This is a genomic window from Bacteroides sp. BFG-606 (assembly GCF_024788145.1).
Lineage (GTDB): Bacteria > Bacteroidota > Bacteroidia > Bacteroidales > Bacteroidaceae > Bacteroides > Bacteroides vicugnae.
The window spans coordinates 4,119,506-4,134,830 of sequence record NZ_JANUIL010000001.1 but is presented as its reverse complement, the minus strand read 5'-3'; the positions used below and the strand labels follow the sequence as shown (position 1 = coordinate 4,134,830).

Here is a 15,325-nt window from a genome sequence, read left to right as displayed (position 1 = left end):
AGATAGAATGGAAAAGAATGCAAAGATATATGTGGCAGGACACCGCGGACTTGTGGGATCTGCTATCTGGAAGAATTTGCAGGATAAAGGATACACAAATCTGGTAGGCCGCACTCACAAAGAGCTTGATCTGCTGGATGGCGCGGCTGTCCGTAATTTTTTCGATGAAGAACAACCGGAATATGTATTCCTTGCTGCTGCCTTTGTGGGTGGTATCATGGCGAACAGCATCTACCGTGCCGACTTCATCTATAAGAATCTGCAAATTCAACAGAATATCATCGGAGAGAGCTTCCGCCACCATGTAAAGAAGTTGCTCTTTCTGGGTAGCACGTGTATTTATCCACGTGACGCCGAACAGCCGATGAAGGAAGACGTATTGCTTACTTCACCGTTGGAATATACCAACGAACCGTATGCAATCGCTAAAATTGCCGGACTGAAAATGTGCGAAAGTTTCAACCTGCAATATGGAACGAACTACATCGCTGTGATGCCGACAAACCTTTACGGACCGAATGATAATTTCGACTTGGAACGCAGTCATGTACTGCCTGCCATGATCCGCAAGATTCATCTGGCACACTGTCTGAAAGAAGGAAACTGGGAAGCTGTACGTAAGGATATGAATCTGCGTCCGGTGGAAGGTGTGAATGGCGACAGTCCGAAAGAAGAAATCCTGGCTATTCTGCAAAAATACGGAATCAGCGAAACGGAAGTCACTCTTTGGGGTACAGGTACTCCACTCCGCGAGTTCCTTTGGAGCGAAGAAATGGCGGATGCCAGTGTCTTTGTTATGGAGCACGTAGACTTCAAAGATACCTATAGAGAAGGTAGCAAAGATATCCGCAACTGCCACATCAACATCGGCACCGGTAAGGAAATCACCATCCGCCAACTGGCCGAACGTATTGTAGAGACTGTAGGGTATCAAGGAAAACTGACCTTCGACAGCAGCAAACCGGACGGCACTATGCGCAAGCTGACCGATCCTTCGAAACTGCACGCTTTGGGGTGGCACCATAAAATTGAAATCGAGGAAGGCGTACAAAGAATGTACGAATGGTACTTGAAATAAGAATCTAAAGAATCAATCAATATGCTATGAGCAGAATTATTTTTGCTTATAGCATATTTTTTTTGATTATAGCATAATGATTTTTGGTTATAGCATAATGAAATTAGCTATAATCATATTCTTTCCTCCTACCGGCCTGTCGCGATCTCACCGCATCGCCCTTCCCCCATTTCCAAAAATTCTTCCCTCTTAATTCTTCATTCTTAATATAATTGCTATATTTGCACAAATTAATACCAAATGTGCAAAACAATGGAACAAAGTTTTATAGCCTACATTGAGAATAGTATCAAAAATAATTGGGACTTGGATGCCCTGACCGATTATAAAGGTGCAACATTACAGTATAAAGACGTAGCTCGCAAGATCGAAAAACTCCATATCATTTTTGAAGAAAGTGGAATCCGCAAAGGAGATAAGATTGCTGTTTGCGGAAGAAACAGCTCTCATTGGGGAGTCACTTTCCTTGCTACACTGACGTATGGGGCAGTTGTTGTACCCATCCTCCATGAATTTAAAGCGGACAATATACATAACATCGTCAACCATTCCGAAGCAAAATTACTGCTTGTAGGAGATATGGTATGGGAAAACCTGAATGAGTCGGCAATGCCGCTACTGGAGGGTATCCTGATGATGAACGACTTCACCCTGCTAGTGTCACGCAGCGAACGACTGACTTATGCACGCGAGCATCTGAACGAAATGTTCGGCAAAAAATATCCGAAGAATTTCCGCACAGAGCATATCGCATATCATAAGGATGAACCGGAAGAACTGGCTGTTATCAATTATACTTCAGGAACAACAAGTTACTCGAAAGGAGTAATGCTCCCCTATCGCAGTCTGTGGTCGAATACCAAATTTGCTTTTGAAGTGTTAGACCTGCAAGCCGGAGATAAGATCGTATCCATGCTCCCTATGGCACATATGTACGGACTGGCTTTCGAATTCCTTTATGAGTTCTCCGTGGGTTGCCACATCTACTTCCTTACCCGCATGCCGAGTCCGAAAATCATTTTCCAAGCTTTCGAAGAGGTGAAACCGAATCTGATTGTTGCCGTACCGCTTATCATCGAAAAAATCATCAAGAAGAGCGTACTTCCGAAACTGGAAACTCCTGCAATGAAGATCTTACTAAAAGTACCTATCATCAATGACAAGATAAAAGCAACGGTACGCGAAGAAATGATTAAGGCATTCGGCGGAAACTTCAAAGCTGTTATTGTAGGAGGTGCTGCTTTCAATCAGGAAGTAGAACAGTTCTTGAAAATGATTGATTTCCCTTATACAGTAGGATATGGAATGACGGAATGTGGTCCGATTATCTGCTACGAGGATTGGAGAAGATTCAAACCGGGTTCATGCGGAAAAGCTGTGCCACGTATGGATGTGAAAGTGTTGTCATCTGATCCCGAAAACATTGTTGGCGAAATCGTATGTAAGGGCCCGAATGTGATGTTGGGATATTACAAAAACGAAGAAGCTACCCAAGAAGTTATCGACAAAGACGGATGGCTGCATACAGGTGACCTGGCTTTGATGGATGCCGAAGGAAATGTTACGATCAGAGGACGCAGCAAGAACCTGTTATTGAGTGCCAGCGGACAGAATATCTACCCGGAAGAAATTGAAGATAAATTGAACAACCTGCCATACGTGGCTGAAAGTATTATCGTTCAGCAAAACGAAAAACTTGTCGGACTTGTTTATCCTGATTTTGACGACGCTTTCGCTCACGGTCTCAAGAATGAAGACATCGAGCAAATAATGGAAGAAAACCGTGTGGCACTGAATGATATGCTACCGGCCTACAGCCAAATATCCAAGATGAAAATCTATCCGGAAGAATTCGAAAAGACACCGAAGAAGAGCATCAAACGTTATTTATATCAGGAAGCAAAAGGCTAATATAAAGTTAGCTACATAGAGATATAACTTAAACCGAAAAGAGAAAGGAATGAAGATAAAGAAAACAATATTCACGGCAGCTATACTAATGGCTGCCGTTTGTTTACCGGCACAGAACAAGAGTGCAGGTATTAATATATCCATCTGGAAAGATATTTGTACGCAACCGCATGACAGTACACAGACGACTTATGTGAACATCGGTCTCCTGTCTACAATGAACCGTCTGAACGGTGTGGGCATCAATGCATTGGGAAGTGTGGTACATGGTGACATGAACGGAGTACAGGTCACCGGATTAGCCAATCTGGCAGGTGGAACAATGAGGGGTGTCCAGCTGGCCGGTATCAGTAATATCAGCGGTAACAACACCGTAGGACTTTCTGCTGCCGGATTGGTAAATATCACCGGTGACAGAACGCAGGGAGTAATCATATCCGGCTTAACCAGTATCGGAGGAGATAATACCTCGGGGTTAATGATTAGCGGTTTCATGAATGTGACGGGCAATATGGCTTCGGGGCTACACTTTTCCGGAGCGGCAAATATCACAGGACAGAGCTTCGGCGGTTTGATGGCTTCCGGACTTTTGAATGTGGTAGGCGAACACATGAACGGCTTGCAGATTGCAGGAATTGCCAACATAACCGCATCGAAACTGAATGGGGTGCAAATAGCATTATGTAATTATGCAACGCAGGCACGCGGGCTTCAAATTGGCCTTGTCAATTATTACAGGGAAGATATGAAGGGGTTCCAACTCGGACTGGTGAATGCGAATCCTGATACAAAAGTGCAAATGATGGTATATGGTGGAAATGCTACGCCTGCCAATATAGGTGTACGCTTTAAGAACCAATTGTTTTATACTATTCTGGGAGTCGGCTCCATGTATCAAGGATTGAATGATAAGTTTTCGGCAAGTGCATCCTATCGTGCCGGTCTGTCATTTCCTCTTTACAAAGGCTTATCCATCAGCGGAGACCTTGGCTACCAGCATATCGAGGCGTTCGATAACAAAGACGAGGTGATTCCGAAACGTTTGTACGCATTGCAGGCACGTGCCAATCTGGAATATCAATTTACCAAGAAGTTCGGTATCTTTGTGACAGGCGGTTATGGGTTAACCAGATTCTATAATAAATCAAGCAATTACGATAAAGGAGCGATTATAGAAGCAGGTATTGTTCTTTTCTAAACAAGAATCGGGCAAGATATACTGCTGAAAAGATTAAAACACTAATATCAAGATATTGCTTTACTAATGATAATTCGTTCCACCTGGATGTTTGTTTCGTTCCACCATGGTTTTCCTTTCGTCCCATCCGGGTCACCGTTTAGTCCCACCTAGGTGGAACGAATCACTCAATGCACTAAAAGTTATTGAATTTCATATTGCAAAGGAATAACATTCATTTCAAACCTTCTCCTTTATCAGACCAGTACGATAAGCAACAAGCAATTTCTTCAAATCCTGTATTTGAGTCACCAGTTCTTTTCCCTTATCGGTATCTTTCACCATCATTCGTTGCGAATTAAATTCGAGAACAAAGTTGGTCGATTTGATATCAAGCCCCTCTTCAATGGCTTTCTGACGGGACTGGAACGGTTCATGCTGTACGAGCTGCATACCATGAGAATGATAAACAAGTGTATATCCCGCAATTCCCGTTTCCGGTTGATAAGCTTTCGAAAAGCCACCATCAATAACGAAAAGCTTGCCATTGGCTTTCATGGGTTGTTCTCCCTGAATCGTTTTCACAGGCACATGACCGTTGATAATATGCGAATGAGGCCCTAAAACTCCAAACTCTGTCAAAATCTGGTCACAAATATCTTCCCGGTTACGCAATGTGTAATAATAGCCCTTCTTTTCTTTATGTAACTCTTTATCTTCTAGGAAATAACGCTCAAAAGTCGCCATCTTATCCTTATCAAACAAGGGAGCCTCCGGCCCACACCACATATACCAGATATAATCCATAGCAAATTCCTTATCCTCCTCTCCTTCTTCATCGAAGTAAGCGGTACGGATCAGTTGATCGGCTTTATCCAGCAATTTATGTCCCCAGTATTCCTTTCCACGTATTTTGACATGCTTAAAACTGCCATCCTCATTCAGAGGAACAGAAGCATGATAAAGAAGATTCGAGTTTGAAACCAGATACATGCCGCCATAGGTAAACAGACAACGCATATGCTTCTTCAATTTCTCGCTATTCATAAATGAATAATGAATCTTTTCTACCAATTCGCGTTCTTCTTCAGTCAACCGGTAAGGATTTGCCGGGTCTACAGTCGGGAAGTTGGTATCGCGCAAAGCATATTCTTTTCCTTCGTACACAAAGACACCACGTTCAAAATCAATCTTCTCCAGAAGTTTACGATTAGCCATTCCGAATTCCGGACGGCGGTCGATGATTTCAGCTTCCAGTTTAAACTGGATAATGGTAATGGCTTTATGCATTTGAGTAATCAGACGCAAAGTCTTCTCATTATAATGAGCATCGGCAAAGTTCATTTTCGGCATGAAGATCGTGCAAGGATCATCGGCATACGTATCCATTGCAAAAGTAGCCAATGGAAGCAAATTGATTCCGTACCCGTCTTCAAGCGTACCCAGATTACCGTAGCGCATGGACATACGTATCACATTAGCGATACAACTATCATTACCGGAAGCTGCTCCCATCCAAAGAATATCATGATTTCCCCATTGGATATCAAAGTTGTGGTAATTGCACAATGTATCCATAATGATATGCGCACCGGGACCACGGTCGTAAATATCTCCTACGATATGAAGAGAATCAATAGTCAAGCGCTGAATCAGATTACACATAGCGATAATGAAATCGTCGGCACGCTTCGTAGTGATAATCGTGCTGATAATTACATTAATATAAGCATGCTTGTTCGGTTCGATAGACGATTCGTGCAATAACTCCTGAATGATATAAGAGAATTCGGCAGGCAGTGATTTACGAACCTTCGAACGGGTATATTTGGAAGACACGTTCTGACAGACCTTCACCAGTTGGTTCAACGTAATCAGATACCAATCGTCCAGATCCTTTTCACGGGCCTTCACCAATTGGAGTTTCTCTTCGGGATAGTAAATCAACGTGCAGATTTCTTTCTTTTCAGCTTCACGGAGAGTATTGCCGAATATTTCATTTACTTTACGTTTTACCGCACCGGAAGCATTTTTCAGTACATGCTGAAAAGCTTCATATTCTCCATGAATATCAGTCAGGAAATGTTCCGTCCCTTTAGGTAGATTTAAGATAGCCTCTAAGTTGATAATTTCCGTACTGGCATCGGCAATGGTAGGAAAACTTCGGGAAAGCAGTTGCAGGTAACGGAGATCACTCACAATGCTTTCAGGAGTTATGTTACTTTGAGCAGTCATTCTATTTACTATTTTACTATTTACAATTTATTAATTGGCAACTTATTATTCGTTGACAACTTACCATTTAGTAACTCAAAAAAGGAATTTATTAACTCCTCTCCTTTTCTTGTTACAAATTTATCTATTTTAAACGATTCCTGATTAAGAAATGACTTCTTTTTATTTACAAATCCATCATTTCTCAATTTTCAATTCTCAATTCTCAATTTAACAAGAACATCAACAACACTTGAGCGATAATTACCCGCAGGAACATACACAGCGGATAAACAGTCGCATAGGCTACGGATGGATTGTCGCTGGGAATGGTATCGTTCACATAGTTCAGTGCCATCGGATTTGCCATACTTCCGCACAACATACCGGATACAGTACCGAAATCAATCTTCATCATCTTGAAAGCTACAAATCCGACCAACACGGTTGGAACAATAGTCAATCCGGCCCCCAAAGCGATCCATAACAAACCTTCCGGACGGAATACAGTGTCGAAAAAATGAGCTCCGGCATCCAGTCCCAGACAAGCAAGATACATGGAAAGCCCCAAGGCACGCAGCATCAGATTCGCACTACGGGTGGTATAGGTAATCATGTGTATCCGCGGTCCAAAAGTTCCCAGAAGGATACCAACGATAATCGGTCCACCCGCCAATCCCAGCTTCACAGGAGTACTGACACCCGGAAAGGAGAAAGGAATAGCTCCCAATGCCAAGCCAAGTACGATGCCGATAAACACAACAACCAGATTGGGTTCTTTCAAGCTTTTTACAGCATTTCCCAATACTTTCTCCACATTCTGAATAGCAGCAGCCTCTCCCACTACCGTCAGGCGGTCTCCTAATTGAAGTATCAATCCCGGAGTAGCAAGCAACTGCACACCCGACCGATACACGCGGCTGATGTTAATCCCATAATGGTTTCTCAATCGGAGTGACCCGAGTTTCTTACCATTCAGTTCGGGACGGGTAACGACAATACGCTGCGAAATCAATTCACTATCAATCGCATTCCAGTCAATGTCCTCTTTATTCCAATCCGTATTTTCCTGTTCACCAAAAAGCACGGTCAAGGCCAAAGCATCTTTCTCCGCAGTTACCACCAGCAAACGGTCACCTTCCTTCAATATCTTGTCAGAAGTCGGAATACTGACATGTCCGTCACGCCATAAGCGGGAGATGACAAACTTCGGGTAGCTCATGCGAGCTATATCCTTGATGCTTTTATTGAAAATAGCAGGATTGTGTACTTGAAACGCTGCAATGTAGGTTTTGTTCGCATCGTCTTTCTCTTTTATCTCCAAGTCTTCTTTGCGAACCAGCACTTTGCGAATTAATAAAACGGCAAGGATTACACCAACGACCCCCATCGGATAGGCTACCGCACATCCTAAAGCAGGAGTACTGCTGTCCATTCCCATCTGTTTCAGCGTCTGTTGTGCGGCTCCCAACGCCGGAGTATTCGTGGTTGCTCCACAGAGGATACCGACCATATCAGGAAGAGAGACGCCTGTTGCATAACTGGCTACCACCGTCAACAAGGTTCCCAACAGAACAACTCCCATTGCCAACATATTCAACGTCACCCCTCCTTTGCGGAAAGAGCTGAAGAAACCGGGACCGACTTGCAAACCGAGAGAATAAACGAAAATGACCAGTCCGAAACTTTCTGCGTAGTTCAACATCTGCGGATCGACCGAAAGCCCGAGATGTCCGGCAAGGATACCTGCAAAAAAAACAAAAGTGACTCCCAGGGAAACTCCCCAGAAATGCACTCTTCCCAAGCCCAGACCAATGGCAGAAATCAGTGAAAGTACCACAACAGCCTGTAAGGCAGAATGTTCGATAAATAGACTATATAACCACTCCATGTATATAAAAACTAATAGGGCGCAAAGATAAAAACTATTTAGTCCGGTTCAAAACTTTTAAGCTTTCATTTCACGCCCTATTGATACCCTGATTCATATATCCTGAAATCTTATTGATTACCCTTTTACTTCGTTACCTATTATTTTGTTCCTAATAACTATCCTATTTCTATCTTAACTTCCTTATCCTTCTCTTTTCACCTGCATCTTGTTATCCTTCAAACGATCTTTTCCCTCTGTTTCTTTCCTCTTTATCTTTCATCATTTCCCCTGAAACTCTACAAAGTTATTTCGTCCGTCCAGATAACCGCTTAACCTGTTTCCACCGATGTACACATCATCCAGATATGAAACATCATTCGGTCCGTATGACATACGAATGGAAGTCTGCGCATAATTCTCCCAGCTCCAACGGAAATTATATTCATATTGCTCTACTGCTCCGTTAGGATATTCCACCCGTATATAGTCAATTCCGGTACGATCTAAAAAGAAGTCCAGTTCCTGACGGCAATAGTTACCGTCCATGTCCCGGTAGAAACTAACCCAAGTACGGCTACATAAATCAGCCGAACGATTATAGTACCCTGCACCATTATGATCATCATCATAGAAACTATCTATTTCCACTTCGCAAGAGGTAAAACTTACCATCAATACGGCCATCAAAGCCAAACCGAAGTATTTAAATGTGTTCGTTTTCATATTCCTTTATTTTTAACGGTTCTCTAATTATTATCTATCATTAATCTTTCGATAGAACAAAAGTAGAGAATGAATTTTCCTTATAAAACTGAAAACTCCTACTTATCGGGAGGAAATTGCCTAAATCTGTGGGTAAATCCCCCCAATGAAGTCTATTTCAAAGAATTCTTGTATCTTTGCCTCCTGCTAACAACACATGAAATCATCTGTCGCATGAAGTCAATCAAATCCCATATCACCCAACTACTGAAATCCCTCAATGAGGGAGTATTCGAAAAAGAACATACCATCGCACTCTCCCTATTATCTGCCATGGCAGGTGAAAGTATCTTTCTATTGGGCCCTCCGGGAGTAGCCAAGAGCTTAGTGGCGCGCAGGCTCAAACTGGCATTTAAAGATGCGGATGCTTTTGAATATCTGATGTCCCGTTTCAGTACACCGGATGAAATATTCGGTCCCGTGTCCATCTCAAAATTGAAAGATGAAGATACATACGAACGTATTACACAAGGATACTTGCCGACAGCATCAATTGTCTTCCTGGATGAAATATGGAAAGCCGGTCCTGCCATCCAAAATTCTCTTTTGACGGTAATCAATGAAAAGATATATCGCAACGGACAATTTACGGTGCGTGTTCCTCTGAAAGCGCTGATTGCCGCGTCCAACGAACTACCCGCAAAGGGTGAAGGACTGGAAGCCTTATACGACCGTTTCCTGATCCGCCAGTTTGTGGGATGCATTGAACAGGAATATGCTTTCGACCAGATGATCTCTTCTACACGGGAGGTAGAACCTGAAATCCCCGCAAAACTCCAGGTAGACGATGAATTATACAATCAAATACAAGCTGAAAGTGAGAAAGTAGGTATTCACTATACCATCTTCGAGCTGATTCACAATATCAAACGAGAAATCGAACAGTACAATACGGGACGGGATGAAAACACCCCTCCCATCTATATATCCGACCGCCGTTGGAAAAAAATAGTAGGTCTGCTCCGCACCTCGGCCTATCTGAATGAATCGCCGGGGATTCACTTCTCCGACTGCCTGCTGATGAGTGCCTGCCTGTGGGATGAAGTTTCGCAGCTCCCCATCATCGAAAATATAGTGGAACAGTCGATTGCACGGGGAATCAATACCTATTTATTAGGAGAAAAACGGCTGGAACAGAAACTGGATACGTTGAAAGAAAACATGAAGTCCGAACACAGCTTACGGGAACTTAGCGATCCGGGAATCCAGGTGGTAGATACCTTCTATCATCGCATAGAAGGTTACCACATTGCCGGAAATTTACTCATCTTTGCTTCAGATTACCAGTCTTTGAAGAAAGACAGTAACCGGCTGTTTTATATCCAGCAGGATAAATTCCGTCCGGTCAACAAAATCCTGAAAGCCTACGATTTCGTAAAGAACAGAAATATCGCACAAAAGAATATTTATTCCCTCCGAAAAGGAAAACGATCTGTTTTCGTCAACAATCAGGAGTATCCACTACTATGTTATGACAATTGCGAACCTTTGCCAGCACAGCAGGACGACAGTACTCCGTTCGAATTTACATTGCAGGAAGTGATAGATTTACTTCAGCAAATGGAAGTAGAATATAAAACAATCTCCGAGCGGGAAACAGCATACACCAAGGAACATCTTTTCTTAAGTTCATCGCAAAAAAGCAAGATTAAGCGAATCTTGGGAGAGACTGCACATATCATAGAGAACTACCGGAATGAACTTCGCATCATCGCTCATGCCCATGAACAAGAGAACAGAGAGTATTAGGCTCAAACACCTGCAAGACATTTATTACGAAAAATTGCAGGGAATAGCCTATGATGTATACAACGAACAACTGCACAATCAGATTATCCGTCCCGAAGAACTGGATGCGGACATTCACCTATATTTTCGTCACACACAACCCTCCCTGCAAGATTTCTACTCCCGCTATGCATCGCAATGGGAATACTTTCATGAAATGAATGAAGCATCGGACGCAAAGTTTCTTCAATTCCTGAAAAACAGCGCATACCCCTTCTCCATGAAATATCACCTGGTAGACCTCAACGTAAAATACTATCTCCAACGTTTTGATGCAATCAGCCCGCGTTCCAAAGAATGGAAAGCGTTGCGGACTCTCTTTTTCGACAAGTGGCATACGCTGCTCTCGAACAATGAGTTCAACTATCAGATGGAACATATCGAGCAACTCTGTGAGGATTTCTACCGCATTCAACTGTCATTAGCCAAAAATCTTCCGGTACGCGGTGGCTCACGCCTCGTCTGGCTGCTTCGCAATCATAAACAGATAGCGGAACAGATTTTAGAATACGAAGAAACGATCAAACGGAATCCCGTTATCCGCGAACTGGTAGAAATCTTAGGCAAGAAACACCAAAGCAGCCGGAAACGTTTCAAAATGACCGCAGGTATTCATCGGGAACAAATTATATCTCACGCCACCCGAAGCGATATTGCAGGCATTTGTGAAGGAAATGATTTGAATAGTCTTCTCCCTCTGGAATACTGTTATCTGGCGGAAAAGAGCCTGCAGCCTATATTTTTCGAGCGTTTCATAGAGAAGAGACTACAAGTCATCGATTATCAATCGCACGAGAAGCAAACCATCAATGATAAGAAAACAGCAGGAAATGAAGTTTCCGAAGAAGCTGAAGGCCCTTTCATCGTTTGTCTGGACACTTCCGGTTCTATGGCAGGAGAACGGGAAAGAATCGCGAAATCTACTCTACTTGCCATTGCCGAATTGACAGAAGTACAACATCGGAAATGTTACGTCATCCTTTTCTCCGATGATATCGAGTGTATTGAAATAACCGATTTAGGAAGTAGCTTCGACCGCCTTGTCGATTTCCTAAGCCAATCTTTTCATGGTGGAACAGATATGGAACCGGTCATCACGCATGCTCTGCGAAAAATCAGCGAAGAAGGATATATGGAAGCAGACATCATCACCGTATCGGATTTTGAGATGCGTCCCGTCGATAAACTGCTATCCCGGTCCATAGAACATGCAAAAGCAAAACAGACAAAGATGTATGCCATTTCTTTAGGAGGCAAAAGTGCCGAGACCAGTTATCTGAAATTATGTGATAAATATTGGGAATATAGTGTTCAAAACGCTGAAAATCTTAATAAAAATAGAATTGAGGAATCAAATATTTAATCAATGTTATAAAACATCTCTTTTTTCTTGTTTTATTTGCAAATTCACCAGAAGTCCGTATATTTGTACTGTGTTTTTCATAGTATTAGATTTAAGGTTAACAAAAGATTGGCTGTCTGGGATAGATAGCCTTTTTTTATGCCCTTTTCCAAGGTTAAATATACCGTCACTATCCAATCCCGATGATTACCCTATCCCATGAAGATACCGTCACTATAATGAACGGATAGCGTCAATATGTTTCAAGTCGTCCGCCCATCGATAAAATTTAAAAGCTTTCGAAAAAAAAATTCCTCCGTTTAACATTTGAAACATAGCAGGTTATCTCATTTTACAAAAAACAGGTAAAAAAAATCTTGCTAAAAGATTTGCGTAGTCCAAAAGTTCCCCCTATATTTGCACCGCATTTGAGAGAGAATGCGGGTTCAAGGAAGTTTGGGTGAGTGGCTGAAACCACCAGTTTGCTAAACTGACGTACTCGTAAGGGTACCGGGGGTTCGAATCCCCCAGCTTCCGCAAAATCTCAAAATAAAAAAGAGCTAAGTTTTGTAGACTTGGCTCTTTTTAAATCTATCAAATTCCGGTGGGTTCGTCTAACGGTTAGGACACATGCCTCTCACGCATGTAATACGAGTTCGATTCTCGTACCCACTACCACTTGATTATCAGCCTCTTACAAACAAGTAAGAGGCTTTTTTATTGCCTTATATCTATATCAAAGTATCGTTTTAGGCGATATAAATTAGGTATTTTCAAAAGAAAAATGCAAATTTAATGCAAAATTTCATCTTGCATTATTATCGCGCTATCCCATTAATGGACTCTCTTTTTCTTTATAGATCTCGAAGTAAGATTCCTTATCAATCCTCAACCGGACTCTGTCCTCCCTTTTCTGACCTGCCAGATTCACAAACAGATTGAAATACAGTTGGCTGAAAGAAAGGTTGGAACGGTCATAAGTTATATCGAACGTCCAAGTTCTGCGGAAAGAATCGAACGTAGCATACGATTGTTCACCCCCTTTACACATAAACACTTCCGGGAAAGACGTAGGAGGATAAGGCTGGAATAAGCCGGCTAATTGAGCATAAATATAATCAATCATCCATTCATCTCCTGTTAAGGTCAATTCTCCTTTTAAACGGAGTTTGATGGCATAACTGGCAGTCACGTCGGGCGAAGTATAAACAGGGACCTGGCTTTCTGCCGGATAGTTGCCGTCTTTATATCCAAGACTCATCGTTAGTTTGGATTGACCGACACCATTAAAACCACTCACCTCCTGATCCGTCAACCGGTTTTTCAGACTAACCATAAATGTCAATTTACCGAGCGTCGGATCACCCGGATATTGCGCGAGCGTGTCCAGTACATAATCTTCGGTATTATAACTACGGGCTATCAAATCACCCTTTCCAGCCTCCAAAGCCGGACCGCCTCTTTCCACATCCACGTTGCCAACCGGATAATAAATAGCATCATTATCCCTTACACAACCACTAAAACAGAACAGCAACACTGCCAACTTTATTATCTTATTCATTATCAACTACATTTTGATTTTGCGGACAAATATACATCTTTTTTGTACCACACATGATTTATGTCAACCGTTTTTAGTATTTTTGCACACACCAAGACAAAAAGACATGGATACACTATTAAGAGATACCGTAAATGCTGTTGTTAATTCCCGCTTTCCGGAAATGAGCATAGAAGGAAGACGGCAGATAGAAAACATATTGATCCGTGAAGAATTTCCCAAAGGAGCAATAGCGCTGAATGAAGGAGAAGTAGCTCACGAACTCGTTTTTGTTGGCAAAGGTATGCTTAGGCAGTATTATTACAAAAATGGAAAAGACATAACCGAACATTTCTCATACGAAGGCTGCATCGTGATGTGTATCGAAAGTTTCTTGAAACAAGAACCTACGCGGCTGATAGTGGAAACTCTGGAACCTTCCATCATTTACCTATTCCCCCGTGATATGATACAAAAGTTGGCAAGAGAAAATTGGGAGATCAATATGTTCTACCAGAAGATACTGGAATACTCCCTAATCGTATCGCAGATTAAAGCAGACTCCTGGCGTTTTGAATCCGCCCGCGAACGCTATAACCTCCTGCTCGAAACACATCCGGAAATCATCAAACGTGCACCTTTGGCGTACATCGCCTCCTATCTTCTAATGACACCGGAGACATTAAGCCGTGTACGTTCCGGTGTTTTATAAATTTAGCGGCTTTTCCGGTATTCCTTAGGAGACATACCGGTGTAATGTTTGAAGTATTTTCCAAAGAAAGACTGGTTTGCAAAATTCAGCCGGTCGGCAATCTCTTGTATATTCATACTTGAAGAATTCAGAAGTGCTTTCGCCTCCAGAATCACCAATTCGTCAATCCACTCTCCCACTGTTTTCCCACTGACCTCTTTCACTACTCCCGAAAGATGCTTCGGTGTCAGACATAACTGATCGGCATAGAATTTCACACTGCGTTCAGACTGGTAGGACTCTACTAAAAACTCATAGAAACGTTCAAAAATATATTCTTTCCGACTTTTATTCTTCACTGTGACAGTATTGGCAGGTACATGGTTATTAAGAATATTATACAGTTCGAAAAAGAACCCCTGCATCAATCCCATCACAACCTCTTTGCGGTACACCCCCTCCTTATTTCTCAATCTCTTCCTGATAAACATATGATATTCCTTCACAACCTCCTGCTCGTGCGAGTGAAGGGCGAGACACGGATAGTCTTTCAGATAGAGAAATAAGGAAAGCACATTCCCTATTTTAGGCAACACCTCCAACATATTCTTTGACACAGCAAAAAATATTCCCTTAAAATCGGGACTAAAGCACCGCTGTTCAATAATCTGGCTGGGCAACGCTATCACCATCAATCCGGGAGACAACTCAAATTCACGCAAACTAATATTAAATGCACCAGTACCTTCCAGGCAAAGCCCTACAGTCAGCACTTCCAGTTTGGTAGGTCCATTATACAATGATATAACGCTCTCCGTATCGAAAAGTGCTATATCATTATCCATAACATCAATATGGTCGGCATCTATATGTTTGGAATGAACTACCGAAGAAATACCTATTTTAGGAACACTCTGAATATCCATACTCTCTCTTTTTTGCGACA

General features: G+C 42.3%; 11 protein-coding genes and 2 tRNA genes. 8 read left to right on the top strand and 5 right to left on the bottom strand.

Annotated elements, in window-relative coordinates; translation table 11 throughout:
* Nucleotides 1-7 precede the first annotated feature (7 nt).
* The 3 genes from NXV01_RS15430 (at nt 8) to NXV01_RS15420 (ending at nt 4,187) form a co-directional block, all read left to right on the top strand.
* The gene (locus NXV01_RS15430) at nt 8-1,078 is read left to right on the top strand and encodes a GDP-L-fucose synthase (protein ID WP_259022830.1); all 1,071 of its coding nucleotides are present in this window, start codon (nt 8-10) and stop codon (nt 1,076-1,078) included.
* Nucleotides 1,079-1,330: 252 nt separating this feature from the next.
* A complete protein-coding gene (locus tag NXV01_RS15425) occupies nt 1,331-2,989 on the top strand; it encodes an AMP-binding protein (protein ID WP_148367330.1) in 1,659 nt (552 codons plus the stop codon).
* A gap of 49 nt (nt 2,990-3,038) precedes the next feature.
* Nucleotides 3,039-4,187: an LA_2272 family surface repeat-containing protein gene (locus tag NXV01_RS15420; RefSeq protein ID WP_259022829.1), complete on the top strand. Its 1,149-nt coding sequence runs from the start codon at nt 3,039-3,041 to the stop codon at nt 4,185-4,187.
* Nucleotides 4,188-4,406: 219 nt separating this feature from the next.
* Here the strand turns inward: NXV01_RS15420 and NXV01_RS15415 are convergent, their stop codons facing one another.
* From NXV01_RS15415 to NXV01_RS15405, 3 genes are all read right to left on the bottom strand, one after another.
* Complete coding sequence (locus NXV01_RS15415) at nt 4,407-6,401, bottom strand: fructose-1,6-bisphosphatase (RefSeq protein ID WP_148367332.1); 1,995 nt, start codon at nt 6,399-6,401, stop codon at nt 4,407-4,409.
* Between the two features lie 205 nt (nt 6,402-6,606).
* Nucleotides 6,607-8,271 carry a putative transporter gene (locus NXV01_RS15410; protein WP_148367334.1) on the bottom strand — a complete coding sequence of 555 codons (1,665 nt, stop codon included), beginning with the start codon at nt 8,269-8,271 and terminating at the stop codon, nt 6,607-6,609.
* A gap of 261 nt (nt 8,272-8,532) precedes the next feature.
* Nucleotides 8,533-8,976, bottom strand: coding sequence for a hypothetical protein (locus tag NXV01_RS15405; RefSeq protein WP_195650426.1), 444 nt, complete (start codon nt 8,974-8,976; stop codon nt 8,533-8,535).
* Nucleotides 8,977-9,189: 213 nt separating this feature from the next.
* Between NXV01_RS15405 and NXV01_RS15400 the strand changes: the two genes are divergently transcribed.
* From NXV01_RS15400 to NXV01_RS15385, 4 genes are all read left to right on the top strand, one after another.
* Nucleotides 9,190-10,764, top strand: a complete 1,575-nt coding sequence (locus tag NXV01_RS15400) for an AAA family ATPase (protein WP_259022828.1) — start codon at nt 9,190-9,192, stop codon at nt 10,762-10,764.
* On the top strand, nt 10,739-12,166 hold the full coding sequence (locus tag NXV01_RS15395) for a VWA domain-containing protein (RefSeq protein WP_259022827.1): 1,428 nt from the start codon (nt 10,739-10,741) through the stop codon (nt 12,164-12,166). The genes NXV01_RS15400 and NXV01_RS15395 overlap by 26 nt, the downstream gene beginning before the upstream one ends.
* Nucleotides 12,167-12,595: 429 nt before the next feature.
* A tRNA-Ser gene (locus tag NXV01_RS15390) sits at nt 12,596-12,682 on the top strand.
* 66 nt (nt 12,683-12,748) lie between these two features.
* Nucleotides 12,749-12,823, top strand: a tRNA-Glu gene (locus NXV01_RS15385).
* A 148-nt stretch (nt 12,824-12,971) separates the two neighbouring features.
* On the opposite strand, the gene NXV01_RS15380 is transcribed toward NXV01_RS15385, so the two are convergent.
* Nucleotides 12,972-13,709 carry a DUF3845 domain-containing protein gene (locus NXV01_RS15380; RefSeq protein WP_074559704.1) on the bottom strand — a complete coding sequence of 246 codons (738 nt, stop codon included), beginning with the start codon at nt 13,707-13,709 and terminating at the stop codon, nt 12,972-12,974.
* A gap of 106 nt (nt 13,710-13,815) precedes the next feature.
* On the opposite strand from NXV01_RS15380, the gene NXV01_RS15375 reads away from it, so the two are divergent.
* On the top strand, nt 13,816-14,400 hold the full coding sequence (locus NXV01_RS15375) for a Crp/Fnr family transcriptional regulator (protein WP_074559707.1): 585 nt from the start codon (nt 13,816-13,818) through the stop codon (nt 14,398-14,400).
* A gap of 2 nt (nt 14,401-14,402) precedes the next feature.
* Here NXV01_RS15375 and NXV01_RS15370 read toward each other — a convergent pair whose 3' ends face one another.
* Nucleotides 14,403-15,305: a helix-turn-helix domain-containing protein gene (locus tag NXV01_RS15370; RefSeq protein WP_074559709.1), complete on the bottom strand. Its 903-nt coding sequence runs from the start codon at nt 15,303-15,305 to the stop codon at nt 14,403-14,405.
* Between the last annotated feature and the right edge of the window lie 20 nt (nt 15,306-15,325).

Bases quoted from the DNA above. Each gene is read 5' to 3' on its own strand.
- NXV01_RS15430 (WP_259022830.1), top strand. From the start codon at position 8: ATGGAAAAGAATGCAAAGATATATGTGGCAGGACACCGCGGACTTGTG.
- NXV01_RS15425 (WP_148367330.1), top strand. From the start codon at position 1,331: ATGGAACAAAGTTTTATAGCCTACATTGAGAATAGTATCAAAAATAAT.
- NXV01_RS15420 (WP_259022829.1), top strand. From the start codon at position 3,039: ATGAAGATAAAGAAAACAATATTCACGGCAGCTATACTAATGGCTGCC.
- NXV01_RS15415 (WP_148367332.1), bottom strand. From the start codon at position 6,401: ATGACTGCTCAAAGTAACATAACTCCTGAAAGCATTGTGAGTGATCTC.
- NXV01_RS15410 (WP_148367334.1), bottom strand. From the start codon at position 8,271: ATGGAGTGGTTATATAGTCTATTTATCGAACATTCTGCCTTACAGGCT.
- NXV01_RS15405 (WP_195650426.1), bottom strand. From the start codon at position 8,976: ATGAAAACGAACACATTTAAATACTTCGGTTTGGCTTTGATGGCCGTA.
- NXV01_RS15400 (WP_259022828.1), top strand. From the start codon at position 9,190: ATGAAGTCAATCAAATCCCATATCACCCAACTACTGAAATCCCTCAAT.
- NXV01_RS15395 (WP_259022827.1), top strand. From the start codon at position 10,739: ATGAACAAGAGAACAGAGAGTATTAGGCTCAAACACCTGCAAGACATT.
- NXV01_RS15380 (WP_074559704.1), bottom strand. From the start codon at position 13,709: ATGAATAAGATAATAAAGTTGGCAGTGTTGCTGTTCTGTTTTAGTGGT.
- NXV01_RS15375 (WP_074559707.1), top strand. From the start codon at position 13,816: ATGGATACACTATTAAGAGATACCGTAAATGCTGTTGTTAATTCCCGC.
- NXV01_RS15370 (WP_074559709.1), bottom strand. From the start codon at position 15,305: ATGGATATTCAGAGTGTTCCTAAAATAGGTATTTCTTCGGTAGTTCAT.